Origin of the sequence: Pseudaquabacterium inlustre (assembly GCF_038066595.1) — a bacterium.
Taxonomy (GTDB): domain Bacteria; phylum Pseudomonadota; class Gammaproteobacteria; order Burkholderiales; family Burkholderiaceae_C; genus Pseudaquabacterium; species Pseudaquabacterium inlustre.
This window is the reverse complement of the sequence record NZ_JBBUTH010000001.1, coordinates 1,004,766-1,030,096: the sequence shown is the minus strand read 5'-3', so window position 1 is coordinate 1,030,096 and position 25,331 is coordinate 1,004,766. Positions and strand designations below refer to the sequence as shown.

The 25,331-nt window shown below is 71.4% G+C and carries 20 protein-coding genes and 1 tRNA gene; 7 read left to right on the top strand and 14 right to left on the bottom strand.

Annotated elements, in window-relative coordinates; genetic code table 11:
* Positions 1-11: 11 nt before the first annotated feature.
* From AACH10_RS04450 to AACH10_RS04395, 12 genes are all read right to left on the bottom strand, one after another.
* Positions 12-1,535, bottom strand: a complete 1,524-nt coding sequence (locus AACH10_RS04450) for a DUF1631 family protein (protein WP_341409143.1) — start codon at positions 1,533-1,535, stop codon at positions 12-14.
* Between the two features lie 164 nt (positions 1,536-1,699).
* Positions 1,700-3,346, bottom strand: coding sequence for a chaperonin GroEL (gene groL, locus AACH10_RS04445; RefSeq protein WP_341409142.1), 1,647 nt, complete (start codon positions 3,344-3,346; stop codon positions 1,700-1,702).
* Positions 3,347-3,385: 39 nt separating this feature from the next.
* Complete coding sequence (groES, locus tag AACH10_RS04440; RefSeq protein WP_341409141.1) at positions 3,386-3,676, bottom strand: co-chaperone GroES; 291 nt, start codon at positions 3,674-3,676, stop codon at positions 3,386-3,388.
* 202 nt (positions 3,677-3,878) lie between these two features.
* Positions 3,879-7,739 carry a DUF748 domain-containing protein gene (locus AACH10_RS04435; protein WP_341409140.1) on the bottom strand — a complete coding sequence of 1,287 codons (3,861 nt, stop codon included), beginning with the start codon at positions 7,737-7,739 and terminating at the stop codon, positions 3,879-3,881.
* Between the two features lie 57 nt (positions 7,740-7,796).
* Positions 7,797-8,012 (bottom strand): DNA gyrase inhibitor YacG, encoded by a 216-nt coding sequence (locus AACH10_RS04430; protein WP_341409139.1) that lies wholly within the window; start codon positions 8,010-8,012, stop codon positions 7,797-7,799.
* Between the two features lie 51 nt (positions 8,013-8,063).
* A complete protein-coding gene (zapD, locus tag AACH10_RS04425) occupies positions 8,064-8,819 on the bottom strand; it encodes a cell division protein ZapD (protein WP_341409138.1) in 756 nt (251 codons plus the stop codon).
* 36 nt (positions 8,820-8,855) lie between these two features.
* The gene (gene coaE, locus AACH10_RS04420; RefSeq protein ID WP_341409137.1) at positions 8,856-9,515 is read right to left on the bottom strand and encodes a dephospho-CoA kinase; all 660 of its coding nucleotides are present in this window, start codon (positions 9,513-9,515) and stop codon (positions 8,856-8,858) included.
* Complete coding sequence (locus AACH10_RS04415) at positions 9,512-10,450, bottom strand: prepilin peptidase (protein WP_341409136.1); 939 nt, start codon at positions 10,448-10,450, stop codon at positions 9,512-9,514. Before AACH10_RS04415 ends, coaE begins: the two co-directional genes overlap by 4 nt.
* 4 nt (positions 10,451-10,454) lie before the next feature.
* Positions 10,455-11,675 carry a type II secretion system F family protein gene (locus AACH10_RS04410; protein WP_341409135.1) on the bottom strand — a complete coding sequence of 407 codons (1,221 nt, stop codon included), beginning with the start codon at positions 11,673-11,675 and terminating at the stop codon, positions 10,455-10,457.
* Between the two features lie 47 nt (positions 11,676-11,722).
* Positions 11,723-13,444: a type IV-A pilus assembly ATPase PilB gene (pilB, locus tag AACH10_RS04405; protein WP_341409134.1), complete on the bottom strand. Its 1,722-nt coding sequence runs from the start codon at positions 13,442-13,444 to the stop codon at positions 11,723-11,725.
* 244 nt (positions 13,445-13,688) lie between these two features.
* A complete protein-coding gene (locus AACH10_RS04400) occupies positions 13,689-14,474 on the bottom strand; it encodes a response regulator (RefSeq protein WP_341409133.1) in 786 nt (261 codons plus the stop codon).
* Between the two features lie 20 nt (positions 14,475-14,494).
* Entirely contained in the window at positions 14,495-15,205 is a 711-nt protein-coding gene (locus tag AACH10_RS04395) for a response regulator (RefSeq protein ID WP_341409132.1), read from the bottom strand.
* Between the two features lie 184 nt (positions 15,206-15,389).
* On the opposite strand from AACH10_RS04395, the gene AACH10_RS04390 reads away from it, so the two are divergent.
* The 4 genes from AACH10_RS04390 to AACH10_RS04375 all read left to right on the top strand — a co-directional run bounded on the left by AACH10_RS04390 (position 15,390) and on the right by AACH10_RS04375 (position 21,879).
* Positions 15,390-16,544: a sensor histidine kinase gene (locus tag AACH10_RS04390; protein WP_341409131.1), complete on the top strand. Its 1,155-nt coding sequence runs from the start codon at positions 15,390-15,392 to the stop codon at positions 16,542-16,544.
* Between the two features lie 2 nt (positions 16,545-16,546).
* On the top strand, positions 16,547-16,918 hold the full coding sequence (locus AACH10_RS04385; protein ID WP_341409130.1) for a response regulator transcription factor: 372 nt from the start codon (positions 16,547-16,549) through the stop codon (positions 16,916-16,918).
* Positions 16,919-16,982: 64 nt separating this feature from the next.
* A complete protein-coding gene (locus AACH10_RS04380) occupies positions 16,983-19,226 on the top strand; it encodes a PAS domain S-box protein (RefSeq protein WP_341409129.1) in 2,244 nt (747 codons plus the stop codon).
* 19 nt (positions 19,227-19,245) lie between these two features.
* On the top strand, positions 19,246-21,879 hold the full coding sequence (locus tag AACH10_RS04375) for a PAS domain S-box protein (protein ID WP_341409128.1): 2,634 nt from the start codon (positions 19,246-19,248) through the stop codon (positions 21,877-21,879).
* Positions 21,880-21,971: 92 nt separating this feature from the next.
* Here the strand turns inward: AACH10_RS04375 and AACH10_RS04370 are convergent.
* Together AACH10_RS04370 and AACH10_RS04365 are read right to left on the bottom strand one after the other, a co-directional pair.
* A tRNA-Pro gene (locus tag AACH10_RS04370) sits at positions 21,972-22,048 on the bottom strand.
* Between the two features lie 85 nt (positions 22,049-22,133).
* Positions 22,134-23,075 carry a polyprenyl synthetase family protein gene (locus AACH10_RS04365; RefSeq protein WP_341409203.1) on the bottom strand — a complete coding sequence of 314 codons (942 nt, stop codon included), beginning with the start codon at positions 23,073-23,075 and terminating at the stop codon, positions 22,134-22,136.
* 248 nt (positions 23,076-23,323) lie between these two features.
* Between AACH10_RS04365 and rplU the strand changes: the two genes are divergently transcribed.
* From rplU to cgtA, 3 genes are all read left to right on the top strand, one after another.
* Complete coding sequence (rplU, locus tag AACH10_RS04360; RefSeq protein ID WP_341409127.1) at positions 23,324-23,635, top strand: 50S ribosomal protein L21; 312 nt, start codon at positions 23,324-23,326, stop codon at positions 23,633-23,635.
* 30 nt (positions 23,636-23,665) lie between these two features.
* On the top strand, positions 23,666-23,926 hold the full coding sequence (rpmA, locus tag AACH10_RS04355; protein ID WP_341409126.1) for a 50S ribosomal protein L27: 261 nt from the start codon (positions 23,666-23,668) through the stop codon (positions 23,924-23,926).
* A 121-nt stretch (positions 23,927-24,047) separates the two neighbouring features.
* Positions 24,048-25,322, top strand: coding sequence for an Obg family GTPase CgtA (cgtA, locus tag AACH10_RS04350; RefSeq protein WP_341409125.1), 1,275 nt, complete (start codon positions 24,048-24,050; stop codon positions 25,320-25,322).
* Positions 25,323-25,331: the final 9 nt, after the last annotated feature.

Sequence of the window (25,331 nt, the reverse complement as noted above, 5' to 3'; positions counted from 1 at the left end):
TGCAGGCGCGCTCAGAAGCCGGCGCCGAGCATGCGGCTGGCGGCGCGGCGCACCAGCGAGCGCATGTGCAGCGGCTGCACCAGACGCTCGCGGGCGAGGTGCTCGACGGCCGAGGCGCGCAAGGCCCAGGGCCGCTCGGTGGCCGGCTCGCGCAGCAGCCACAGCCCGGCGGCCTCGTCGCCCCACAGCAGCTGCAGCGTGCGCCAGTCACCCTGCAGGTACAGGCGCCAGTGGCTGCCCGGCTCGGCGCCCTGCAGGCCGGCCAGCGGCGCGGCGGCCGGCGGGCGTGGCTCGATGTCCAGCAACTCGGCCGGCACGGTGTCCAGCGAGCCCACGTCCAGCGGCATCGTGACCGTGGTGGGGCCGGCCTCGGCGCGGCTGATGCGTTGCAGGCGCTCGACCTGCGGCGCCGCCGCGGCCAGCGCCTGGTCGAACGCATGGCGCTGGCTGGCCAGCAGGCGCTCGCTGCCCCAGGCAAAGCGGGCGGGATCGCAGCTGGCCTCGGCGCACAGGTGGTCGATGAGGTTGCGCGCCAGGCCCAGCATGCGTGCGCGCTCGCCCGGCGCAGCCACCGCCACCTGGTGCACCACGCGGTCGATGAAGCGCCACAGCGGGTGCTCGTGCAGCACCAGCAGCGAGCGGTCCTGTGCCGCCAGGCGTGCGGCCAGCGCATGCAGCGGCCGCAGCAGCGGCGGCAGGTCGGCCGGCATGGCCGGGTCCTGCATCACGGCGTCGAACAGCTGGGCCAGCAGGTCGGGGGCGCCGGCGGCACCCGGCAGGGCCGGCGCTGCACCCGGCAGGGCCGGCGAGGCACTGGGCACGGCCGGGGCGGCCGGGCCGGTGTCGTGCAGCGTGACCTGCAGTGCCGACAGGTCGGCCGGTGGGCGGTAGCGCGGCAGGCGCGCACCCCAGGCCGAACTGCTGTAGATGATGGTGCGGTGCGTGGCGGGCTCCACGCCCTGCTCCTGCAGCCGCGCGGTGGCGCCGCCGTAGGCCAGGCGCAGCGCCTCGGCCAGCGGGTGGGCCGATTCGCGCAGGAACGCGGCATGCGCCTGGCGCGACAGCGGCAGCGTGCGCACGCCTTCCCACAAGGCCCGGGTGTAGGCCTCGGGACCGAAGGGGTTGGTGTCGCGTGCCACGTTGTGGTCGCCGACCAGGCCCGAGGTGTAGGTGGTCAGCTCGCGCAGCTCGGCCTCGGCCCGCACGCGGATGGCCTCGACGCACCGGGCGATCTCGATGTCCACCGCCACGTCGTCGTCGCCGATCAGCGACAGCTCGCGCAGATCGCCGGCGGGCCGGGCGCGGGCGCCCGGGGCGGCGGCCTCGCAGCCCCGGCGCAGCGCGCGCGTGGCGGCATTCACCAGTTCGCCGCGGTGCTGCTGCAGCACGCGGTCGGCCTGGCTGTCCAGGCGCTCGTTGCTGGGACGGCGCAGGCGCCAGCGCTCCAGCACCGCGTCGATCACGCGGTCGAAGCTCATCGGGGCGCGCAACAACTCGTCGTCGATGAAATCGCTCAGCGTGGCCGGTGCATGCATGGCGTCCGATTATCGTGGGGTGCACGCGGCCTCAAGCCGCGAAAAGCCGGTCCGTTGTCGCGGTGTCCCGGTGCGCCAAAGACAACGGGCCACCCGAAGGTGGCCCGCTGAGGCAAGTGGCCGGTGCAGGCCGCCGCACAAGGCGGCGGGCCTGCGGGCGGGACTTACATGTCCATGCCCATGCCGCCCATGCCGCCCATGCCGCCGGGCATGCCGCCGGCAGCCGCTTCTTCCTTCGGCGCTTCGGCGACCATGCACTCGGTCGTCAGCATCAGGCTCGAGACCGACGCGGCGTTCTGCAGCGCGGTGCGGGTCACCTTGGTCGGGTCCAGGATGCCCATCTCGATCATGTCGCCGTAGGTGTCGTTGGCGGCGTTGAAGCCGTGGTTGCCCGAGGCAGCCAGCACGGCGTTCACCACCACGCTCGGCTCGCCACCGGCGTTGGCCACGATCTCGCGCAGCGGGGCTTCGATGGCCTTGAGCACCAGCTTGATGCCGGCGTCCTGGTCGGCGTTGTCACCCTTGATGGTGCCAGCGGCCTGACGGGCGCGCAGCAGGGCCACGCCGCCGCCGGCGACGATGCCTTCTTCCACGGCGGCACGGGTGGCGTGCAGCGCGTCTTCCACGCGGGCCTTCTTTTCCTTCATCTCGACTTCGGTGGCGGCACCGACCTTGATGACGGCCACGCCGCCGGCCAGCTTGGCCACGCGCTCTTGCAGCTTCTCGCGGTCGTAGTCGCTGGTGGCTTCCTCGATCTGGATGCGGATCTGCTTGACGCGGGCTTCGATGTCGGCAGCGGCACCGGCGCCATCGATGATGGTGGTGTTTTCCTTGCCCACTTCGACGCGCTTGGCCTGGCCCAGGTCGGCCAGCGTCACCTTCTCGAGGGTCAGGCCGACTTCTTCGGCGATGACCTTGCCGCCCGTCAGGATGGCGATGTCTTCCAGCATGGCCTTGCGGCGGTCGCCGAAGCCAGGGGCCTTGACAGCCACGACCTTCAGGATGCCGCGGATGGTGTTGACCACCAGGGTCGCCAGGGCTTCGCCTTCGACTTCCTCAGCGATGATCAGCAGCGGACGGCCGGCCTTGGCCACCTGCTCCAGCGTGGGCAGCAGGTCACGGATGTTGCTGATCTTCTTGTCGAAGAGCAGAACGAACGGGTTGTCCAGCAGGGCGGCCTGCTTCTCGGGGTTGTTGATGAAGTAGGGCGACAGGTAGCCGCGGTCGAACTGCATGCCTTCGACGACATCGAGTTCGCTGTCCAGGCTCTTGCCGTCTTCGACGGTGATGACGCCTTCCTTGCCCACCTTGTCCATCGCGTCGGCGATGATCTTGCCGATGGATTCGTCGCTGTTGGCCGAGATCGAGCCGACTTGCGCGATTTCCTTCGAGGTGGTGGTGGCCTTCGAGGCCTTCTTCAGCTCGGCGACCAGGGCGGTGACCGCCTTGTCGATGCCGCGCTTCAGGTCCATCGGATTCATGCCGGCGGCCACGTACTTCATGCCTTCGCGCACGATGGCCTGGGCCAGCACGGTGGCGGTGGTGGTGCCGTCACCGGCGTTGTCGCTGGTCTTGGAAGCGACTTCCTTGACCATCTGGGCGCCCATGTTCTGGAGCTTGTCCTTCAGCTCGATTTCCTTGGCCACCGAGACACCGTCCTTGGTGACGGTGGGGGCGCCGAACGAGCGCTCGAGCACCACGTTGCGGCCCTTGGGACCCAGCGTGACCTTGACCGCGTTGGCCAGAACGTTCACGCCTTCCACCATGCGGTGACGGGCGTCGGAACCGAAGATGACGTCTTTGGCTGCCATGTGTATCTCTCTGAAATCTGGATGAGGGGAAGCGGTGGCTTACTTGGCGACGACGGCGAAGAGATCTTCTTCGCGCATGACCAGCAGCTCATCGCCATCGACCTTGACGGTCTGGCCCGAGTACTTGCCGAACAGCACGCGGTCGCCGACGGCCACGTTCAGGGCCACGAAATCGCCCTTGTCGTTGCGCTTGCCCGGACCGACGGCCAGCACTTCGCCCTGGTCGGGCTTCTCGGCGGCGTTGTCGGGGATGACGATGCCCGAGGCGGTCTTGGTTTCGTTTTCCAGGCGCTTGACGATCACTCGATCGTGCAACGGACGCAGTTTCATCGTATCTCCTTGGGGGATCACAGTTCAGCTTGAACGAACGGGTGCCGCAACCGCGGGCGCCCGTTCACTGGCTAGATGGGCCGGTCAGGCACAACCTGTTTCCGGCTGTTAGCACTCACGCCTTGTGAGTGCTAGCAAGCTGATTATAGGGATCGGTCCGGGCGTTTCAAGAGCCCCGGCGCGTGCGGGATTGCGCGGCCGCTCAGGGCAGCGCCAGCGTCAGCTTCACGCGGGGCACCCAGGCGGCGGCGTCGCCGTCTTCCGCGGCGTCCGAGGCGCGCAGCAGCGGCGCGGCCAGGAACAGGCGTTCGGCCGGCAGGCCGCGCGCCACCAGCGCGTCGCGCACGGCCAGGCCGCGCTGCAGCGCCAGTTCGCGCATCACGTCGGTGCTGACCACCATGGCCGCCTTCAGGCGCGCCTCCATCTCGGCTGGCGGCAACTCGCGCAGCAGGCCGATCAGGTTGCGCGGCCGGTCGGGCAGCGCGGTGTTGCGGTAGAGCTCGCGCAGCAGCCGGGTGCGCGCCTCGCCGGTGATCGGCGCGGGTGGGGCGGCAGGCGTGGGCGGGCTGGCCGCAGGTGCTGACGCCGGTGCTGCGGTGGCCTGTGGTGCGGTGGCCGGTGCGGCGCGCAGCAGCGCACGGCGCTGTTCGGCCTGCAGGCGCGCCTCCAGCGCCGCGGCCTGCCAGGCCTCGCGCTCGGACACCGGGTCGGCCGCGCCGGCCACGGTCATCTGCAGGCCGGGCCGGTCCAGCAGGGCCTGGGCCACCTGATCGAGCACGGCCTGGCCGGCCGGTGCCACCTCGGCCACGCCGGGCAGGAACTGCACCTGGCTGATGTCGGGCCCCTGGCCGCCAGTCAGCAGCGAGAACGGCGCGGTCAGCGCCTTGCCCAGCAGGTTGACCACCACCTTGAAGATCAGCCCGCCGACGCTGAACTGCGGGTCGTCGACGCTGCCGGAGATGGGCAGGTTGATGTCGATGACGCCGTGGCGGTCCTTCAGCAGTGCGATGGCCAGGCGCACCGGCAGCTGGGTGGCATCGGGCGAATCGACCGCCTCGCCGAAGGTCAGCTGGTTCAGGATGACCTGGTTCCTGGCGTCCAGCTTGCCGTCAGGGTCGATCTTGTAGGCCACGTCCATGCTCAGCTTGCCGCGCTCGATGGCATAGCCGGCGTACTTGCCGGCGTAGGGCGACAGCGGCGCCAGCTCCAGATCGCTGGCCTTGGCGCGGATGTCCAGCGCCAGCGGCCGCGCGGTGGGGTTGAGCTGGCCGCTGATCTCGAGCGTGGCGGTGTCGGCGGCGCGGCCCGACAGTGCCAGCGCGGCCATCTCGCGTGTGTCCGAGCGCAGCGCGCCGAGCTGGCCATTCAGCGCCGACAGCCGGGCGCTGTAGTTGGGGCGGATGAAGCGGTCGGTGAAGTCGATGCGGCCGTTGACCAGCCGGGTGCCGCCGATGGCCAGGTCGATCGGCAGCGCGTCTGCCGGGGCGGCGGGGGGCGCGGCCGGTGTGGACGCGGCGGCTGCGGCCGGTGCCGGGGCTGGGGCGCCTTCGGCCGGCCGGGCCGCGGCGTCACGCAGGTTGAAGCGGCCGTCCTCGGTGATCACCAGCCGGCTGTAGAAGTCGCTGAGCGTGGCCTCCTGCAGCGCCAGGCGTGGGCGCGCGCCCGGCGCCAGGCTGAACTGCAGGCCGGTCAGCGCCAGCGACTGCCAGCTCAGCAGCTCGCTGGCGGCATCGAGCCGGCCGCCGGCCTCGGGCCGGGTGTGCAGCTGCAGCTCGTCGATGCGTGCATCGGCCGTGGTGGCCAGGTGCCAGCCATCGGCCTGCTGGCGCAGGGCCAGGCGGCCGTCCAGCCCGCCTTCGGCGCGCAGCAGGGTCAGTGGCCCCATCGCATCGCCGGCATAGCGCTCGGCCAGTTGCAGGGGCAGGCGGCGGGCGCGCAGCCGGCCCTCGGCCAGCAGCGGCGCAAGCCCCAGCCGGCCCGACCAATGCCATTCACCGGCCGGCGGCGCGTTGGCCCCCGCGCGCTCGCCGGTGGCTGCGGCCGCCATCGGCACACCCAGCCGCAGGTCCAGCTGCACCGGCATCGGCGCCTGCCGCGGCGTGGCGGGCCAGCGCAGCTGGCGCAGCCGCAGGCGCAGCTGGCTGGCCTCGGCCTGCAGCGGCGTGCCGGGCTGGTCATCCACGGTCTGGTCGGTGAAGCGCAGGCGGCCGCCGTCGATGGCGAACTCGTCCAGCGCCAGCTGCCAGTCGGGCTGGCGGCTGGGCGAGGCCGTCGCGCGTGCGGCTGTGGTGGTTGCTGTCGTGGGGGCCGCGGCCGGGCGCAGCCACTGGGCGAGGTTCAGGCGCCCGTCGGCCTGGCGTTCCAGGTTCAGCCGCGGTGCCTCGACAGCCACGCGGCCCACCGTGGCGCGGCGGGCCAGCAGGTCCAGCCGCAGGTCCTGCAGTTGCAGGCGGCGCCAGCCGGCGGCGGGCGCACCGCCGGGCGGGCGCAGGGCCAGGTCGTCCAGCTGCGCGGTGGGCAGGTGCACGGCCAGGCGTGGCGCGGCGTCGCCGCCGGCCCAGTCCAGCCGGGCCTCGGCCGTCAGCCGGCCCTGCAGCGTCGGCACCAGCATCGGGGTCAGGTAGGGCGCCGCCGCGGCCAGCGACACGCCGGTGGCGGTGAGCGTGGCGCCGGCCTCGCGCGGGCTGGCGCGGGCGTCCAGGCTCAGCTGGCCCAGGGCCTGGCCGTCGCGCTGCAGCGTGGTGGTCAGCGTCAGCGGGGCCGGCGCGGCGGCCGGCCAGTACAGCGGGCCGGCGCGCAGCGCCAGCCGGGCCAGTTGCAGGCGGGCGCCGGCCTGCGTGGCGTCGTGCCAGTCCACGGTGCCGTCGTTCAGCTGCAGCGCGTCCAGCGTCAGCTGCCAGGGGCGGGCGTCGGCCGACGGGGCGGGCGGCGGCGGGACGGCCCCTGCGGCATCGGCTGCCGTGGTGGTTGCGGTGGTGGTTGGGGTGGTGGGTGTGGCCAGCAGTCGCTGCCAGTTCAGGCGGCCGTCGCGCGCGCGGCTCAGCGTCAGCTGCGGGGCGTCGATGCGCAGCGTGCCCAGGGCCACGCGTTGCGCCAGCGGCTGCACGTCGCGCAGTTCCAGCGCCAGCTGCTGCCAGGCGGCCAGCGGGCTGCCGTCGCGACCCTGCACGGCCACATCGTCCAGCTGCAGCGTGCCGCGCAGGCTGACGCTGGGCCGGCCGGCCGGGGCCTGGCGGAAGTCGAGGCTCAGCCGGGCCGCCAGGCGGCCGCTGGCCAGGCGCAGCGGCAGGCTGGCCGGCTGGTAGGCGAGCCAGGGCGCGAGGTCCAGCGCGTCGAGCTGCAGGTTCAGCGCGGCTTCGCGCGTCTGCGCGAAGGGCAGGGCCTGCCCGGTGCTGGTGATCGGCGTGCCGTCCAGGCGCAGGCTCAGCCGCGGCTGGGTGTGGATGGCCACATGCGCCGGCAGGTTCGACAGGAAGGGCAGCGCCAGCGACAGGGCCTCGATGCGGTGGCTGCGGCCGACCACCTGGTCGGTCAGCGTGACCTGGCCTTCGTCGAGGCGCAGGTTGTAGAGCGCGAAGCGCGCCGGCGCCTGGTCGCCGGTGGCGTCGGTCGGGCGCTGGGCCAGGCGCTGCAGGATGTCGTCGATGTCCAGCCGGCCCGGCGCCGTGCGGGTCAGGCGCAGCCGTGGCGACTGCACGCTGAGCGCGCTGACCACCGGCGCGCCATGGCGCAGCGAGGCCGCTGACAGCGTCAGCGCCACGCGGCCCAGCGCGAGCTGCGGCTCGTCGCCCTGGCCCGGCGCGGCGCCGATGCGCAGTTGCTCGATCTGCAGCGCCAGTTGCCAGGGCTGCACCTGCACCGCGCCCACGCTGACCGGCCGGCCGAGCAGGGCGCCCAGCCGCGGCGGCAACTCGTGGCGCAGCACGGCCGACAGCGCCGGCGGCAGCGCCCAGGTGACCAGGGCCGCCAGCACCAGCAGGACCAGGCCCAGCACGGCCAGCCGGCGCGGCCAGCGGCCCGCCCGGGCGGCGGCGGGTGCGGTCACGTCGGGTGCGTCGGACATCGGCGGCGGGGTGGCGACGGCGAGCTAGCGGGCGGGAGGGAGGGCGGACGCCGCCGGCTAGTCGGACAGCGGCGGGGGCGGCGGGGCCGCTTCGTCCGTGTCGGGGGTCGAGGTGGCCGGCACGCGGTAGCGCTCGGACGCCCAGGCGCCCAGGTCGCCGGTGCGGCAGCGTTCGCTGCAGAACGGGCGCCAGCGGTTGCTGGGGGCGAACACGGCGGGCTGGCCGCAGCCCGGGCAGGGCACGCGGCGGGCGTGGGGATCGGTGGCGCTCATCGGCCTGGGCTGGAGGGACGGAACGGAGGGTGGCGCTGCGCCTGGCCGGCGTCAGGCGCACAGCGTGAGTTCGAAATCGGCGTCGCTGCCGGCCGGGCGCAGGCGGCCCTCGCCGTCCACGCGCATCAGGCGCACGGCCACCATCAGGCGGTGGCCGGTGATCTCGGGCACCAGGCCGTTGCCGCCATCGATGCGCAGGCGCAGCAGCTGGTAGCTGCGGCCCTGCGGCAGGCTTTGCTGGTACTGGCCGCCGCTGCTGGCCACCTTGTGCGGCACGCCGGCCTCGCGCACCAGCTGCAGCAGCAGCTGCAGCGCGCCGGCCAGCGGCGCCAGCGTGTTCACCCAGCCCATCAGGTCGGCACGGCGGCGCGTGGCGTCAAACTGCTGCCAGGCGTAGTAGGCCGGCAGGTCGAACTCGCAGGTGCCGCCGGGGATGCTGATGCGGCTCTTCACGCTGGTGAGCCACTCGTTGCCGGCCAGCGCCTGGCCGGCCTTGCCGGTCTGGGCATTGAGCTGCTCGAAAGCCTGCTCGATGCGGGCGATCAGCGCCTCCAGCGCGCGCGGCTCCACCTGCGGGTTGTCGCGCAGCGCGGCCAGCTGGCCGCGGTGGCGGTCCAGGTCTTTCAGCAGATCGGCCTTGAGGTCCGAGCGCGAGGCCACCTCGATGATCTCGAACAGCGTGACCAGCGCGAAATGGTGGTCGACCGGTGCATCGCGCACGATCAGCTGGCCCAGGCGGTCGAACAGGTGTTCGAGGCGCAGCATCGTGCGCACGCTCTCGTTGAACGGGTACTCGTACAGGACCAAGGCCGGGTTCCTCGCAGGCCCCGGGGGCCGGGGCCATCATCCGATGGATTGTTCCACAGCGCTGCCCGTCGGCAGCCACTGCGCCCACAGTGCATCCACCTCGGCCTGCAGGGCGTCGAGGCCCAGTCCTTCGTTGACGATCACCGCATCGGCAATGGCCCGGCGGGCCTCGCGCGTGGCCTGGGCGGCGATGACGCGGCGCACCTGGTCCTCGGCCCAGCCCGAGCGCGCCATCACCCGCTGTACCTGGGTGTCGGCGCTGCAGTCGACCACCAGGATGCGGTCGCAGCGGCCGCGCCAGTGGGCCGATTCGGTCAGCAGCGGCACGTCGTAGACGATGGCCGGGCAGCCGGCGACCACGGCCGCCTCGGCCTGGCGGCGGGTCTCGTCGCCGATCATCGGGTGCAGGATGCCTTCCAGCCGACGCTTGGCCTCGGGGTCGGCAAACACGCGCTGGCGCATGCGCGCGCGGTCGAGTGCACCGCTGGCGTCGGCCACGTCGTCACCAAAGGCTGCGCGCAGTGCCGGCATGGCCGCGCCGCCGGGCGCGGTGAGGGCATGGGCGATGGCGTCGGTATCCACCAGCGCGGCGCCGCGGGCCACCAGGCGCGCGGCCACGGTGCTCTTGCCGCTGCCGATACCGCCGGTCAGGCCGATGCGCAGCGCGCCGCCGGCAGGCGCCGGGGCGGCGCTCACGGGGCCGGCCACAGCGTGGCCAGTTGCGCGCCGAAGAACAGCGCCGCCACGCCGCCGCCGGCCAGGTAGGGGCCGAAGGGGATCGGCACCTCGCGGCCATGGCCGCGGAAGGCGATCATGAACAGGCCCACCGCCGCACCCACCACGCTGGACAGCAGGATGATGGCCGGCAGCGCCTGCCAGCCCAGCAGCGCGCCCAGACCGGCCAGCAGCTTGAAGTCGCCCTCGGCCATGCCCTGGCGGCCGCGCAGCAGCTTGTAGCTGGCGGCCACGAACCACAGCGAGAAGTAGCCGAAGAACAGGCCCAGCGCGGCATCGGCCAGGCTCACCGGGATCCAGCGCTGCCAGGCCGCCACCAGGCCCAGGCCGGCCAGCGGCAGGGTCAGGTCGTCGGGCAGCAGCGTGGTGTCCAGGTCGATGAAGGCGGCCGCCACCAGCAGCGCGATGGCCGCGCAGTACACCAGCGCGGCCGGCGTGGGACCGGCATGCACGGCGGCGGCGGCGAACAGCAGACCGGTGAGCGCCTCCACGGCCGGGTAGCGCGCCGAGATGCGTGTGCCGCAGGCCGAGCACTTGCCGCGCAGCAGCAGCAGCCACGAAACCAGCGGGATGTTCTCGTGCCAGGCGATGGCATGGCCGCAGGCCGGGCAGCGCGAGCGCGGCTTGGACAGCGTGAGCTCGGGCAGGGCCTCCAGCTCGGTCTGCAGCGCCAGGCCCTGGCGCGCCAGTTCCGTGCGGCGGGCGGGCGTGCTGGCCGGCAGCACGCGCGCCATGGCCCCGTCGTCCTGCAGGTAGCCGGCGGCGTCGCCCAGCCACTCGCGCTCCAGGCGCTGCGGCTTGCGGTGCACCACCACGTTCAGGAAGCTGCCGATGCACAGGCCGAGGACGCCGAGCGCCCAGGGCGAGAGCAGCCAGTTCAGGCCGTGCAGGTCCATCGCGTCAGACCACCGCACCGATCTTGAAGATCGGCAGGTACATGGCCACGACGATGCCGCCGATCAGGGTGCCCAGGATCACGATGATCAGCGGCTCCATCAGGCTGGACAGGCCCTTGACCATGTCGTCGACCTCTTCCTCGTAGAACTCGGCCGCCTTGCCCAGCATGTGGTCGAGCGACCCGGACTCCTCGCCGATGGCCGACATCTGCAGCACCATGTTCGGGAAGGCGCCGGTGCCGATCATCGAAGTGGTCAGCGAGCTGCCGGTGGACACGTCGCGCTGGATCTTCTGCGTGGCCTCGGCGTACACCGCATTGCCGGCCGCGCCGCCCACCGAATCGAGCGCCTCGACCAGCGGCACGCCGGCCGCGAACATCACCGACAGGGTGCGCGTCCAGCGCGCGATCACCGACTTGTGGATCAGGTTGCCGAAGATCGGGATGCGCAGCAGCAGGCGGTCCATCACCATCTGCATCTTCTCGCTGCGTTTCCAGCTCTGCATGAACATGTAGCCGCCGATGATCATCACGCCGAAGATCACCAGCCACCAGTTCACGAAGAACTCGGACATCGCGATGACCAGCAGCGTGGGCGCGGGCAGGTCGGCGCCGAAGGAGCTGAACACGTCCTTGAACGCCGGGATCACCTTGACCATGATGACCACCAGCACGATGAAGGCCACGATCAGCACCGCCACCGGGTACATCAGTGCGCTCTTGATCTTGCTCTTGAGCGCCAGGGTCTTCTCCTGGTAGATCGCCAGGCGGTCGAGCAACTGCTCCAGGATGCCGCCGGCCTCGCCGGCTTCCACCAGGTTGCAGTACAGCGCGTCGAAGTGCATCGGGTGCTTGCGGAACGCGGCCGACAGGCTGGTACCGGTCTCCACGTCGGCGCGGATGTCACCCAGCAGCTTGCCCATGCGCGGGTTGGCGGCGCCGCGGCCGACGATGTCGAAGGCCTGCAGCAGCGGCACGCCGGCGCGCATCATCGTGGCCAGCTGGCGCGTGAAGACCGCGATGTCCTTCTGCTTGATCGCGCTGCCGCCGCTCACGCGGCGCTTCTTCACCTTGGTGAGCAGGATGCCCTGGCGGCGCAGCGAGGCGCTGACCGCGGCCTCGCCGCCGGCGCGGATCTCGCCGCGCACGACCTTGCCGTTCTTGTCGCGGCCTTCCCATTCGAAGACCGCCTCCTTGATGCCCTTTGCGGCTGCTGCAGTCGCCATCGGTGCTCCGGTGCTTCAGGCCCGCGCCGCGGAAACGGGGGGCTTGCTCATTGGTTGGTCACCGCGATCACTTCCTCGAGCGTGGTGTGGCCGCTGCGCACCTTCACCAGACCCGACAGGCGCAGATCGCGCACGCCTTCCTTGCGCGCCTGCTCGGCGATGTCCATCGCCGTGCCCTCGGACAGGATGATGCGTTGCAGTGCCTCGGTGATCGGCATCACCTGGTAGACGCCGACGCGGCCCTTGTAGCCGTTGTTGCAGGCCGAGCAGCCCACGGCGCGGTAGGGCTTCCAGGAGCCGTCGAGCTCCTCGGGCTCGAAGCCGGCGCGCAGCATGGCCTCGCGCGGGTAGTCGGCCGGCTGCTTGCAGTTCTCGCACAGCCGCCGCGCCAGGCGCTGGGCGGTGATCAGGATCACGCTGGAGGCGATGTTGAACGGCGCCACGCCCATGTTCAGCAGGCGGGTCAGCGTGGTGGGCGCGTCGTTGGTGTGCAGCGTGCTCATCACCAGGTGGCCGGTCTGGGCGGCCTTGATGGCGATGTCGGCGGTCTCCAGGTCGCGGATTTCGCCGACCATGATGATGTCGGGATCCTGGCGCAGGAAGGACTTCAGCGCGCTGGCGAAGCCCATGCCCGCCTTGTCGTTGACGTTGACCTGGTTGATGCCCGGCAGGTTGATTTCGGCCGGGTCTTCCACCGTGGAGATGTTCACCCCCGGCTGGTTCAGGATGTTCAGGCAGGTGTAGAGCGAGACCGTCTTGCCCGAGCCCGTGGGCCCGGTGACCAGGATCATGCCGTAGGGCCGCTGGATGGCGGCGAGCAGGCGGTCCTTCTCGGTCTTCTCGTAGCCCAGGGCCTCGATGCCCAGCTTGGCGCTGGACGGGTCGAGGATACGGATCACGATCTTCTCGCCGAACAGCGTGGGCAGCGTGGAGACGCGGAAGTCGATGGCCTTGCTGCCGAACTTCATCTTCATGCGCCCGTCCTGGGGCACGCGCTTCTCGGCGATGTCCAGTCGGCTGATGACCTTGATGCGCGAGGCCAGCTTCTCCTTGATGGCCAGCGGCGGCTGCGTGATCTCGCGCAGTTCGCCATCCACCCGGAAGCGCACGCGGTAGTGGTACTCGTAGGGCTCGAAGTGCAGGTCGGACGCGCGCATGTTGATCGCGTCGATCAGCATCTTCTGCAGGAAGCGCACCACCGGCGCGTCTTCCACCTCGGTGGTGACGTCGGCCGCCTCCGGCGCGGTGGTGTCGTCGGTGACGTCGAACTCGAAGTCCTCGGCGGTCAACGCCTCCAGCGTCTCGGCGGCGCTGGCGCCGGTGCTCTCCAGCAGCCGGGCGAGCTTGTCGTACTCGACGATCACCCATTCGGGCTGCAGCTGGGTGGCGAACTTGATGCGCTCGACCACCTCCTGGTCGGTGGGATCGGCGCCGCCGATGAACAGCCGGTTGCCGCGCTTGCCCAGCACCACCACCTGGTACTGCGTGGTGAGCTTGATGTCGACCACGCCCTTGGGCAGGCGCTCCACGTCGACGGCGGACAGGTCCAGCAGCGGCAGCGCCAGCGCGGTGGACAGCGTGTGGGCCAGGTCGACGGCCGACACCGCGCCCGAGGCGATCACCGCGGCGATGAAGCCGATGCGCCGTTCGGTGGCCGATTTGGCCAGGTCCTCGGCGGCCTTGCTGCCCAGCTTGCCGGCGTGCACCAGCACCCTCGCCACGCCGGAGAGGGTTGCCAGGGGGTTTTCGACCAGTGTGGTGTTGTCCAAGTCCGCAACCGTGGGGGGTACTGCGGGTCGCGCAGGGCTTCATCGTCGCCGACCCGAAGCGCACTGTATACCGAAGAAACGGGCGCTTCCGGCCGCAGTTCGGTCCGCTGCAGCAGGGGGTGTAACGGATTGCTGCCCTGGGCCGGGCGCGTGCTGGTGCGGTGTGAACGCTGCATGCGCGCCGGGTGAAGGCCCGGTGAACCGGCTGTGAAGCCGGGGCCGGCGCGCCGGTGCGGCCAGGGGGTCAGTCGCCGCTGGCCAGTTCGTCCAGGGCCCGGCGCAAGGCGGCCCACTGGGGCCGCGCAGCGCCCCAGGCGGACTGACGGGCGCTGTCCTCCAGCGCCGCGGCCAGTTCGGCAAAGGCCTCGTGGCCTAGCGAGCGCAGCACCGATTTCAGCGTGTGCGCCAGACGCCGCAGCGCCGGCGCGTCGCCGCGGCTGGCGGCGGCGTCGCCCTCGGCCATGTCGACCAGGAACTGGCGCAGCGCGGCCTCGCGGAAGGCCTGGTAGAGCGCCAGGTTGCCACCGAAGTGCGTGGCGACGGCGGCCGGGGGGCGGGCGGGCGTCGGGGGGAGGGCAGGGGGCGACGGCGACGGGTCGGCGGGCGCGCCGGCGGGCCGGGGGGCAGTCAGGTCGGCGGGCGCCTCGAGCAGGCGGGCGCCGGCGGCCTCCACGCAGTCCTGCAGCGCCTCGATCGGCAGCGGCTTGGGCAGCACCCGCCACACGCCGTGGTCGCGCAGGCGGGCGGCCACCGCGTCGTTCAGGCCGGCGCTGAACACCGCCACGCGGGCCGTGCCGCGCAGCGCGGGCTCGGCGGCGAGCCGGGCCAGCAGGTCCAGCCCCGATTCGCCGGGCAGCATCAGGTCGGTGACGATCAGGTCGGCCGGTGCCTCGCGCAAGGCGTCCAGCGCCTGCCGCACCTGGGTGCAGGTGCGCAGCTGCAGCGCGTAGTCGCTCCACACCATGGCCAGCAGCTGGCGCACCAGCGGGTCGTCCTCGACCAGCAGCACGCGCAGCGGGGCGTCGGGCATCGGCGGCGGCGGTCGCCGGGCTAGGCCGCGGCGGCGGTGTTGCTGGCGGCGTGGGCCGCGGTGGTGGCGCCGGCCGCGGCCTGGCCGGCCAGCGCCTCGCCCAGCCAGCGCGGCAGGTCCACCGCCAGCTGCGGCTTGTGCACCACGGGCAGGCCGGCCAGCGCAAAGCCGTAGGGCGTGCGCTGCGCCTCGTCCAACGAGGTGATGACGATCAGCCGGCTGCGTGCGAACTGGGCATGCGAGCGCAGGCTGCTGACCAGGGCTGCGCCGTCGATGCCCGGCAGCAGGATGTCGACGATCAGCACGTCGGGCTTGATCTCGCCATACAGCGCCAGGCCGGCGATGCCGTCGTCGGCCACATGCAGCTCCACCTGCGGGAACTGCTGCTGCAGCAGCAGCCGCACCAGCGTGTGGTAGTGCACCGAGTCCTCGATCAGCAGCACGCGGGCGGGCGCTGCGCCGCCGCCAACGGCGGCTTGCGGCGCGGCCTGTGTCGCGGGCCCGGGCCGCGACGGCGACAGCGGCCGGGTGCCAGGCCGGCGTTCGGCCAGCCAGCGTTCGACCGATCCGCAGGAGATGCGGCGGTGCCCGCCCGGTGTCTTCCAGGCGTCGAGTTCGCCGCGATCGACCATCAGCTGCACCGAGCGCACCGCCATGCCCAGGCGGCGAGCCGCCTCCAGCGTGGAGTAATGCGCTGGGTTGTCGCTGCCGGAGCCGGTCTTCGCACTCATGGTGCGGCCCATTGTGCCGATTCCATCCATACGGGGTGGAGGTCCGGGCCGCGCCAGGAGGTCTGAATCAGTAAAAATGCCACAAACTTCCCATTGAACTGATTTTGCCGGTTGTATGCGGCAAAAATGATTGTAATGATAAACGTCAGTGCGGTCTCACCGGGCCGTGCAGAGAAGCCTGTCTATGCACTCCACGTTGCTCACCATCTTCGAATCGTTGAACTCCGGCTTCATCTGGATGGACCGCGAGGCACGCGTTCGCTACGTCAACACGCTGGGTTGCACGATGACGGGCCTGCAGGTGGGCGGCCATGTGCCGGCCGGGCCGCTGATGCGTGCGGTGCAGGCCACGCTGGAGGGGCATGCCACGATGCCGATCCGGCTGCCCAACGCCAACGGCGACGGCAGCACGCTGAAGATCGACGTGATGCCCGGCCTCAGCCGCGACGACACGATGGCCTTCGTCGAGCAGGTGACGGCGCCCACCGGCGAGGCCATGGCCTCGGCGGCCGCGCCGTCGAACATCGGCCTGGAAAACCTGCTGACCGTGATCCGCACCGACCTGGCCGAGCCCTGGCAGCGCTGCGCCGCGGCGATGCGCGAGGCGCGCGATGCCGACGACATGGCGGCAATGGCCCCGCTGATGCAGGAGCTGGACTCGGTCGGCGCCATCCTCAGCAAGCTGATCGACCTGGCGCAGATCTGGTCCAGCGGCTCGCTGCTGGCCGATGACCGCATCGAGATCTGGGAACTGCTGCGCAGCACCTGGGAGACGGTGCAGCCGCTGGCCAACCACCGCAACGTGAAGGTGCGCTTCACGCGCTTTCCGGCCGATGCGCCGCTGTCCTGCGTGTACGGCAGCGAGAGCTGGCTGCGGCGCGTGCTGGTGGAGTGCCTGGAGGCCGAACTGCGCGCCGCGCAGCCGGGCGCCACGGTGGACATCGAGTACCACCAGCAGGGCCAGCGCATCATGGTCGTGTTCCGCGACAGCGGCATGTTCGCGCCCTCGCGCAGCCAGTCCACGATGCTCAGCGCGGGCACGGCCACGGCGCGCATCCGGCAGGGCGCCGGCAATGGCGAGCCGCCGCACGCACGCGACCTGATCGGCCAGCACCTGTGCCGCCAGATCGTCGAGCTGCATGGCGGCCACCTGCGCGAGGAGATCGACGACGACGTGCGCAACTTCCTCATCGATCTGCCCGCCGGTGCCCCGGTGCGCAGCATGACCCCCGAGATCGACATCCAGCAGGCGCAGCAGTACGCGCGAGACCTGGCGGCACTGATGGCCCGCCGCCGTACCAAGACCGCTGCCGCGACCGCCAGTCCGGCCAAGGAGTGACCATGAAGAAGATCCTGATCGTCGAAGACCATGCCGACATCCGCAAGCTGATCCGCATGACGCTGGAGTTCGACAACTACGAGATCCACGAGGCCGCCGACGGCGTGTCGGGGCTGAAGGCCGCGCAGGACGTGAAGCCCGACCTGGTGCTGATGGACGTGATGATGCCCGGCGAGCTGGACGGCCTGCAGGTGTGCCAGCGCATCAAGGCCGATCCCGAGATCAAGCACATCCCCGTGGTGCTGCTGACCGCCCGCGGCCAGGTCAAGGACCGCGAGGCCGGCATGGCCGCCGGCACCACGGCCTACCTGGTCAAGCCCTTCAGCCCGCTGCAGCTGATCGACACCATCGAGCAGTTGCTGGCCACCGCCTGAGACGGGCCACCCCGCGGCGGCCGGTGTGCCGCCGGGCATCTGCGTGGCACGTGGAGCGAACGACATGAGCAAGCGATCCGAGGCGGGCCTGCGCCGCCAACTGCTGTCGATGAGCGCCGGGGCGGCCGTGTTGTGCCTCGTGGCGGGGTTTCTGGGCGGCTGGCTGATGGGGGTGCAGCGCAGCACCGGCCTGGCCGCGCTGTGGCCGCTGCTGGCGCTGGCGGCGCTGGCGGCGGTGATCCTGGCCGGGCTGGACCGCCGGCTGGCACAGCGGCTGGATCCGCTGGCCCGGCTGGTGGCGCACTGCCGCACGCTGACCCAGCGCGTGGGCGAGCGCTTCGACCAGCCGCTGGGCAGCCGCGAGGAGCGCGAACTGGCGGCCGCCATCAACGAGGCCTCGGGCGCACTGGCGCAGCAGGTGGCCGACATGCGCGCCGTCAAGGCCCGCCTGCAGACGCTGCTGGGCGCGGTGCCCGACGCCATCCTGGGCCTGGACGAGCAGCTCAACATCGTGGTGGCCAACCCGGCCGTCGCCTCGGTGTTCGGCATCGAGACGCGCGACGCCATCGGCCAGGGCCTGGTGCAACTGCTGCCGGCCTGCAGCGCCGAGTGGGCGCGCGAGCAGCTGGGGGCCGCGGCGGTGATGTCGGGCAGCGGCGTGCGCGTGGCGCGCGCCGAGACCGAGGGCGTGCGTGGCGGCAGCACCTCGTTCCCGGTGGAGCTGTCGATCTCGGAAGCGCCCGCGGTGGCCGCTGGCGGCGGCCTGCGCTACACCGTGGTGGTGCGTGACCAGACCGAGAAGCGCTGGGCCGACGACCAGCTGCGCCTGTACCAGCGTGCGCTGGAGGCCACGGCCAACGGCGTGGTCATCGCCGACATGTCCTGGCCCGGCGCGCCGCTGGTGTATGCCAACCCGGCCTTCGCCCAGCTGACCGGCTGGGCGCGCGACGAGATCATCGGCATGAACTGCCGTGTGCTGCAGGGCACCGACCGCGACCAGCCCGGCATCGCCGTGCTGCGCGAGGCCATCGCCGCTGGCCAGCCCGCGCATGCCACGCTGCGCAACTACCGCAAGGACGGCACGCCGTTCTTCAACGAGCTGGCGCTGGCCCCGGTGCACGACGCGCAGGACAAGCTCACGCACTACGTCGGCATCATCAACGACGTGACCCAGCGCGAGGCCGCACGCCGCGCGCTAGCCGATCGCAGCGCACGCCTGGACACCATCTTCCGGCTCAGCCCCGACGGCTTCGTGCTGTTCGACGGCGATGGCTGGCTGGCCTACTGCAACCCGGCCTTCGCCGAGATGACCGGCTGGCAGGCCGACCGCGTGATCGGCATGATGAACATGGAGGCCTTCGACACCAACTTCGCGCTGCAGTGCGACGCGGGCCAGCCTTACGCGCCGATCGTCGCGGGCGACGCCGCGGCGGCCGATCCGTCCGACACCGCGGCCGAGGAGGAGGTGACGATGGAGCTGATGCGGCCGGTGCGCCGCACGCTGCGCCGCGCCATGCGCCGCACGATGACCGAGACCGGCGAGACCATCCTGTTCTTCCGCGACGTCACGCGCGAGACCGAGGTCGACCGCATGAAGAGCGAGTTCCTGACCACCGCCGCGCACGAGCTGCGCACGCCGATGGCCAGCATCTTCGGCTTCTCGGAGCTGCTGCTGCGCCGCCCGGTGCCCGACGACCGCCGCCGCGACATGGTGGAGACCATCCACCGCCAGGCGGCCTGGCTGATCCAGATGCTCAACGAGCTGCTCGACCTGGCCCGCATCGAGGCCCGGCAGGGCAAGGACATGAAGCCGGCCGTGATGCGTGTGGGCGAGCTGATCGACTCGACCCTCGGCTCGCTCATGGTGCCCGGCGACACGCGCCAGGTGGCGCTGCGCGTGGAGCATGGCGACGCGGCCATCCACGTGGACGCCGAGAAGACCCGCCAGGCCCTGCTGAACGTGATCTCCAACGCCTACAAGTACTCGCCGGGCGGCGGCGCCATCGAGGTCTCGGTGGTGCAGGCCGAGCGTCGTGGCCGGCCGTCGGTGGGCATCCTGGTCAGCGACCAGGGCATCGGCATGACGCCCAGCCAGCTGCAGCGCGTGTGCGAGCGCTTCTACCGCGCCGACCCCAGCGGCAACATCCCGGGCACCGGCCTGGGCATGTCGCTGGTCAAGGAGATCGTCGAGCTGCAGGGCGGCGAGGTGCAGATCGACAGCGAGCTGGGGGCCGGCACCCAGGTCACGCTGTGGCTGCCGCTGGCCAACGAGGCCATGAGCGGTTGCCAGGAACTGGCCGCAGCCTGAGCCCCCGCGCGACGCAAGCATGAGCGAGCCCACCCACGCCCCCCCGCTGCCGGGCGCAGCCCCTCGGCCGGTGCCCGAACCGGTGCCGGGTGGCGCGGCCGGCCTGCCGGCGTGGCTGAACCACCGCATGGCGCTGCTGGTGGGGGGCGCGGTGGCGCTGCTGGTGGCCGTGGCGGCGGCGGCCTTTCTGCGCCTGGAGCGCGACAACGCACTGGTGCAGGAGCACCGCAGCGCCCGGCTGATGGCCCGCGTGCTGGAGGACCATGTCACGCGCACGCTGGTGGGCATCGAGCTGGTGCTGCTGACGCTGGCGGAAACGCTGGAACATGTTGGCGAGGTGCCGGCCGCGGGCCAGGCCTTGCGCCATGCGCTGCCGGGCCAGCCGGCGCTGCGCAGCGTGTCGCTGCTGGCCGCTGATGGCCGCATCATCGCCAGCTCGAACCCCGACAACGAGCGGCGGCGTCTGGCGCCCGGCGTGCTGCCGGCCGCAGCGCTGGCGCGCGAGCACTGGCTGGGCCCGGCCATGGCGGCACGCGACCTGGCCGACCTGGCCGAGCCCGAGGCGGGCGGTGGTCAGGGCGCCGCCGGGCGGCCGCGTTCGCCCGCCGAGACGATCCTGATGCTGCGGCGCCTGCCCGGTGACGGCCCCGGCGCGCGCTATCTGGTGGCGGCGCTCAACCCCGACGCCATGGCCAACCACTTCCGCATGGCCACGCAGGACAGCGGCTTTGCCGGCATGCTGTTCGACATCGGCGGCCGTGCGCTGGTGGCCCATCCGGCCTCGGCCGGCGCGGCGCTGGCCATGTCGCCGCAGCGCGCGCACCCGGTGTTCGCCCAGCACCTGGCACAGGCCGAGCATGGCAGCCTGCAGGCGCCTGGCGCGCTCGACGGGGCCGAGGCCCTGGTGGCCTACCGCGTCTCGCGCGTGATACCGGTGCTGGCCTGGGTGGAGAAGCCGATGTCCCAGGTGCTGTCGGGTTGGCATGCGCTGCTGCTGGGCACGGCGGCGGCCGTGCTCACCGCCTGGACGGTGATCGGCGTGCTCAGCGCCGCGGCCTGGCGCAGCCTGCGCACGCGCTGGCTGCTGACGCGGCAGCTGGCGCAGTCGGATGCGCGTGCCGTGGCCCGTGAGCGCGAACTGCGCCGCCTCGTCGACGGCCTGCACGAGGTGCTGCTGCGCACCGACGTGGACGGCCGGCTGACCTTCGTGAACCAGCGCCTGCTCGAGCTCACCGGCCGGCTCGAGGAGGACCTGATCGGCCAGCCGCTGGGTGCCCTGGTGGCGCCGGCCGACCGCGGCCAGGTGCAGGCCCTACTGGGCCGCCGCAGCGACACGGCCGGCCACCTGACCACCACGCTGCTGTCGGACGGCCCCGAGGCGCCCTGCGTCGAACTGAGCATGGCCTGGCACCCGCCCGGCCCGGGCGAGGCCGGTGGCTTCATGGGCTTCGCCATCGACGTCAGCGAACGCGAGCGCGCGCGCCGCGAGCTGCGCCGCCAGCTCGAGTTCAGCCGCACCGTGCTGCAGGTGATGCCGGTGCCGGTGTTCGTGAAGGACCGCCATGGCCGCTGCCTGGCCGTCAACAAGGCCTGGGAGGACTTCACCGGGCTGTCGGCGGCCGATGTGGTGGGTGAGCGCATTGACGGCCGCATCGCCAGCGCGGCGCTGGTCGAGATCCACCAGGCCCACGACACCGAGCTGCTGGGCGGCGAGCAGCCCAGCGCGCAGGATGAGCGTTGCCTGCTGCGTGCCGACGGCCAGTTGCGCGACGTGCTGGTGACCACCATCGCGCTGCGCCAGCGCGACGGCCGCGTGGTGGGGCTGGTGGGCAGCATCAACGATGTCACCGAGTTCCTGCAGGCCCAGCGCGCGATGGCCCATGCGCGCGATGCGGCCGAGGCCTCCGACCGCGTGAAGTCGGGCTTCATCGCCAATGTCAGCCATGAGCTGCGCACGCCGCTGCAGAGCATCCTCGGTTTCTCGGAGCTGGCCCTGCGCCGCGCCATGCCGCCCGAGCGCGTGCGCGGCGTGCTGGAGGACATCCACCGCTCGGGCGATCGCATGCTCACGCTGGTCAACGAGGTGCTCGACATCTCCAAGTTCGACACCGCGGCCGTCGACCTGGTGCTGGAGCCCGGCGATCCCGCGGCGCTGGTGGCCGAGGTGGCCCACGAGCTGGGGCCGATCGCGCAGCAGCAGCAGATCACGATCGAGGTGGCGGCCGCGGCCACACCGCTGTCCGCACAGCTCAACGCCTTCCGCTTCTCGCAGGTGGTGCGCAATGTGCTGGCGAATGCGGTGCGCTTCTCGCGTGCGGGCGGCACGGTGCGGCTGGAGGTGGCCACCGGGGCCGATCCGGCCGCAGGCACGTCCGGCGTGTGCGTGCGCGTGCTCGACGAAGGCCCCGGTGTGCCGACGGCCGAACTGGAGACGATCTTCGAGCCGTTCACGCAGTCCAGCCGCACCGGCGACGGCTCGGGCGGCACCGGCCTGGGCCTGACGATCGCGCGCAGCATCATGAAGGCGCACGGCGGGCGCATCTGGGCCCACAACCGGCCCGAAGGTGGGGCGGTGTTCACGCTGTGGCTGCCGCAGATCACGGCGCAGGCCGAACCGGCCGAGGTGGCCGCCCGCGAGGCGGCACAGGCCTGAACGCCGCACCAAGAAAAACGGCCCGCAGTGCGGGCCGTCTTCAAGGTGGAGCCACTGCAGCGTGGCGCTGCACAGTGGCGTCTCGGAATGCCTGGTCGGGGTGAGAGGATTCGAACCTCCGGCCTCTACGTCCCGAACGTAGCGCTCTACCAGGCTAAGCTACACCCCGATGTGCCCTTTGGGTGGTGACCAACACGCTGTGAAGCGCTGCCACCGGGCGGTGATGACGAACCCTTCGGCCCGTCATCGGCTGGTCAGGAGGATCGCTCCACCGACCGAGCACATGATTCTAGCAGCAAATCTTTGGCCTTGGAGGCCGGCAACACAGAAAGTGCATCACGGGCCTGATCGGCCTGGGTGCGGGCCGCTTCACGCGTGGCGTCCAGCGCCCCGGTGCGGCGCACCAGCGCGATGATCTCGTCCAGGCGCTCCACCTCGCCGTGCTCGATGGCGTGGCGGATCATCTGCCGCTCGGCTTCGGTGCTGCGGCTCATGGCCACCAGCAGCGGCAGCGTGGGCTTGCCTTCGCGCAGGTCGTCGCCCACGTTCTTGCCCAGGGCGTGCGTGTCGCCCTCGTAGTCGAGCAGATCGTCCACCAGCTGGAAGGCGGTGCCCAGCGAGCGGCCGTAGTCGGCGCAGGCTTCCTCGATGGCGGGTGGTGCATCGGCCAGCACCGCGCCCAGGCGCGCGCTCGCCTCGAACAGCTTGGCGGTCTTGTAGCGGATGACGCGCAGGTAGTCCTCGACCGCGAGGTCGGGGTCGTGCATGTTCATCAGCTGCAGCACCTCGCCCTCGGCGATGACGTTGGTGGCGTCGGCCAGCACCTCCAGCACGCGCATGCGGTTCACGCCCACCATCATCTGGAAGGCGCGCGAGTAGAGGAAGTCGCCGACCAGCACGCTGGCGGCGTTGCCGAACAGCGCATTGGCGGTCTGGCGCCCACGGCGCAGCGACGATTCGTCGACCACATCGTCATGCAGCAGCGTGGCGGTGTGGATGAACTCGACGATGGCGGCCAGCTCGTACTTCTCGCGGCCGGCGAAACCCAGGGCATCGGCGAACAGCAGCACCAGGCGCGGCCGGACGCGCTTGCCGCCGGCGGTGACGATGTAGTGCGAGATCTGGTTGATCAGCGCCACCTCGGAGGCGAGGCGGCGGTGGATCACGGCGTCCACCTGGGCCATGTCGTCGGCCATCGGGTCGACGGGCGTGGGATCGGCAGCGGCCGAGTCGGCAAGGTGGGATGCGGTCACGTCAGGCAGGTCCAGGCGAGCCCAAAATTATAGGGAGGCGCCCCCAGCGTGCCGCCGCTGCCGTGTTGCCTGGCCGCTGTTTCTTCTTCTCAAGGGTTTGTGCTAGAATCGTCGGTTCCCTCGCGTGCAAGGCTCTTTGGGCTGCGCGGCGCGTTGGGAGCAACATCGAAGCGTTTCTTCAAGAGGCACATATGTACGCGGTCATAAAAACCGGTGGCAAGCAATACAAGGTTGCTGCCGGCGAGAAGATCAAGGTAGAACAGATTGCTGCGGACGTGGGCCAAGAGATCGTGATCGACCAGGTTCTGGCCATCGGCAACGGTGACAGCCTGACGGTCGGGACTCCCTTGGTGGCCGGCGCCAGCGTGAAAGCCACGGTGGTGTCGCACGGCAAGCACGACAAGGTGCGCATCTTCAAGATGCGTCGCCGCAAGCACTACCAGAAGCACGGCGGTCACCGTCAGTGCTACACCGAGCTGGAGATCGGCGCCGTCGGCGTTTGATCGGTCACGGATCCAAGGAGTCTTTGAACCATGGCACAGAAAAAAGGCGGCGGTTCCACACGGAACGGCCGTGACTCGAAGCCCAAGATGCTGGGCGTGAAGGTGTTCGGCGGCCAGACCGTGCCCGCCGGCTCGATCATCGTGCGCCAGCGCGGCACGCGTTTCCACGCCGGCACCAATGTCGGCATGGGCCGCGACCACACGCTGTTCGCGCTGGTGGACGGCACCGTGTCGTTCACCACCAAGGGTTCGCTCAACCGCCAGACGGTGGAAGTGACCCCGGCCGCCTGACGCTGTCTCGGCACAGGCCCCGAAGAAGCCCCGGCCTGCCGGGGCTTTTTGCATTGCGGGCCGTGCCGCGACGCGCACGGCAACCCATGGCCCACGGCGGGCCGCGAAGGAAGGAACCCCCATGAAATTCGTCGACGAAGCCACCATCGACGTGTCGGCCGGCAACGGCGGCGCCGGCTGCGCCAGCTTCCGCCGCGAGAAGTTCATTCCCTTCGGCGGCCCCAATGGCGGTGACGGCGGCCGTGGCGGCAGCGTGTGGGCCGAGGCCGACCGCAACCTGAACACGCTGATCGACTACCGCTACGCGCGCCGCCACGAGGCGCGCAACGGCGAGGCCGGTCGCGGCTCCGACCAGTACGGTGCGGCGGCCGACGACATCGTGCTGCGCATGCCGGTGGGCACCATCATCACCGACCTGGGCACCGGCGACGTGATCGGCGAACTGCTGACCCACGGCGAGCGCGTGCTGCTGGCCAAGGGCGGCGACGGCGGCTTCGGAAACCTGCACTTCAAGAGCAGCACCAACCGCGCGCCGCGCCAGAAGACGCCCGGCTGGCCCGGCGAGGCCAAGAAGCTGCAGCTCGAGTTGCGTGTGCTGGCCGACGTGGGCCTGCTGGGCATGCCCAACGCCGGCAAGAGCACGCTGATCGCCGCCATCTCGAACGCGCGGCCGAAGATCGCCGACTACCCGTTCACCACGCTGCACCCCAACCTGGGCGTGGTGCGCGTGGCGGCGGAAAAGAGCTTCGTGGTCGCCGATGTGCCGGGCCTGATCGAGGGCGCGTCCGAAGGCGCCGGCCTGGGCCACCTGTTCCTGCGCCACCTGCAGCGCACGCGGCTGCTGCTGCACGTGGTGGACCTGGCGCCCTTCGACGACGGCGTCGATCCGGTGCAGCAGGCCAAGGCCATCATCGAGGAACTGAAGAAGTACGACGCCGCGCCCGACGAGGACGAGGTCGATGAGCCGGTCCAGGCCGAAGACGACTTCGACGAGGACTTCGACGACGACGAGGACGAACCCGCACCGGCGCCGAAGAAGAAGCGTCGCCGCGTGCGCGCCCGCGTCGGCGGCTCGCTGGCCGACAAGCCGCGCTGGCTGGTGCTGAACAAGCTGGACATGGTGCCCGGTGACGAGCGCGCCAAGCGCGTGAAGGACTTCGTCAAGCGCATGAAGTGGAAGGGTCCGGTGTTCGAGGTCTCGGCCCTGGGCCGCGAAGGTCTGGAGCCGCTGGTGCATGCGATCTGGGAGCATGTGGCGGCCTTCCAGCAGGTGCAGCACGACCCCGATCCGCGTTTCGATGCCGCGGCGGCCGCTGCGCCAGCCCCTGCAGCCGAGCCGGCGCCCGCGCCGGTCAGCGACGATCCGCGCTTCCGTCGCCTCGACGACGACGCTTGAACCCAGGTG

Bases quoted from the DNA above. Each gene is read 5' to 3' on its own strand.
- AACH10_RS04450 (WP_341409143.1), bottom strand. From the start codon at position 1,535: ATGCATGCACCGGCCACGCTGAGCGATTTCATCGACGACGAGTTGTTG.
- groL (WP_341409142.1), bottom strand. From the start codon at position 3,346: ATGGCAGCCAAAGACGTCATCTTCGGTTCCGACGCCCGTCACCGCATG.
- groES (WP_341409141.1), bottom strand. From the start codon at position 3,676: ATGAAACTGCGTCCGTTGCACGATCGAGTGATCGTCAAGCGCCTGGAA.
- AACH10_RS04435 (WP_341409140.1), bottom strand. From the start codon at position 7,739: ATGTCCGACGCACCCGACGTGACCGCACCCGCCGCCGCCCGGGCGGGC.
- AACH10_RS04430 (WP_341409139.1), bottom strand. From the start codon at position 8,012: ATGAGCGCCACCGATCCCCACGCCCGCCGCGTGCCCTGCCCGGGCTGC.
- AACH10_RS04415 (WP_341409136.1), bottom strand. From the start codon at position 10,450: ATGGACCTGCACGGCCTGAACTGGCTGCTCTCGCCCTGGGCGCTCGGC.
- AACH10_RS04410 (WP_341409135.1), bottom strand. From the start codon at position 11,675: ATGGCGACTGCAGCAGCCGCAAAGGGCATCAAGGAGGCGGTCTTCGAA.
- AACH10_RS04400 (WP_341409133.1), bottom strand. From the start codon at position 14,474: ATGCCCGACGCCCCGCTGCGCGTGCTGCTGGTCGAGGACGACCCGCTG.
- AACH10_RS04395 (WP_341409132.1), bottom strand. From the start codon at position 15,205: ATGAGTGCGAAGACCGGCTCCGGCAGCGACAACCCAGCGCATTACTCC.
- AACH10_RS04390 (WP_341409131.1), top strand. From the start codon at position 15,390: ATGCACTCCACGTTGCTCACCATCTTCGAATCGTTGAACTCCGGCTTC.
- AACH10_RS04385 (WP_341409130.1), top strand. From the start codon at position 16,547: ATGAAGAAGATCCTGATCGTCGAAGACCATGCCGACATCCGCAAGCTG.
- AACH10_RS04380 (WP_341409129.1), top strand. From the start codon at position 16,983: ATGAGCAAGCGATCCGAGGCGGGCCTGCGCCGCCAACTGCTGTCGATG.
- AACH10_RS04375 (WP_341409128.1), top strand. From the start codon at position 19,246: ATGAGCGAGCCCACCCACGCCCCCCCGCTGCCGGGCGCAGCCCCTCGG.
- AACH10_RS04365 (WP_341409203.1), bottom strand. From the start codon at position 23,075: ATGGCCGACGACATGGCCCAGGTGGACGCCGTGATCCACCGCCGCCTC.
- rplU (WP_341409127.1), top strand. From the start codon at position 23,324: ATGTACGCGGTCATAAAAACCGGTGGCAAGCAATACAAGGTTGCTGCC.
- rpmA (WP_341409126.1), top strand. From the start codon at position 23,666: ATGGCACAGAAAAAAGGCGGCGGTTCCACACGGAACGGCCGTGACTCG.
- cgtA (WP_341409125.1), top strand. From the start codon at position 24,048: ATGAAATTCGTCGACGAAGCCACCATCGACGTGTCGGCCGGCAACGGC.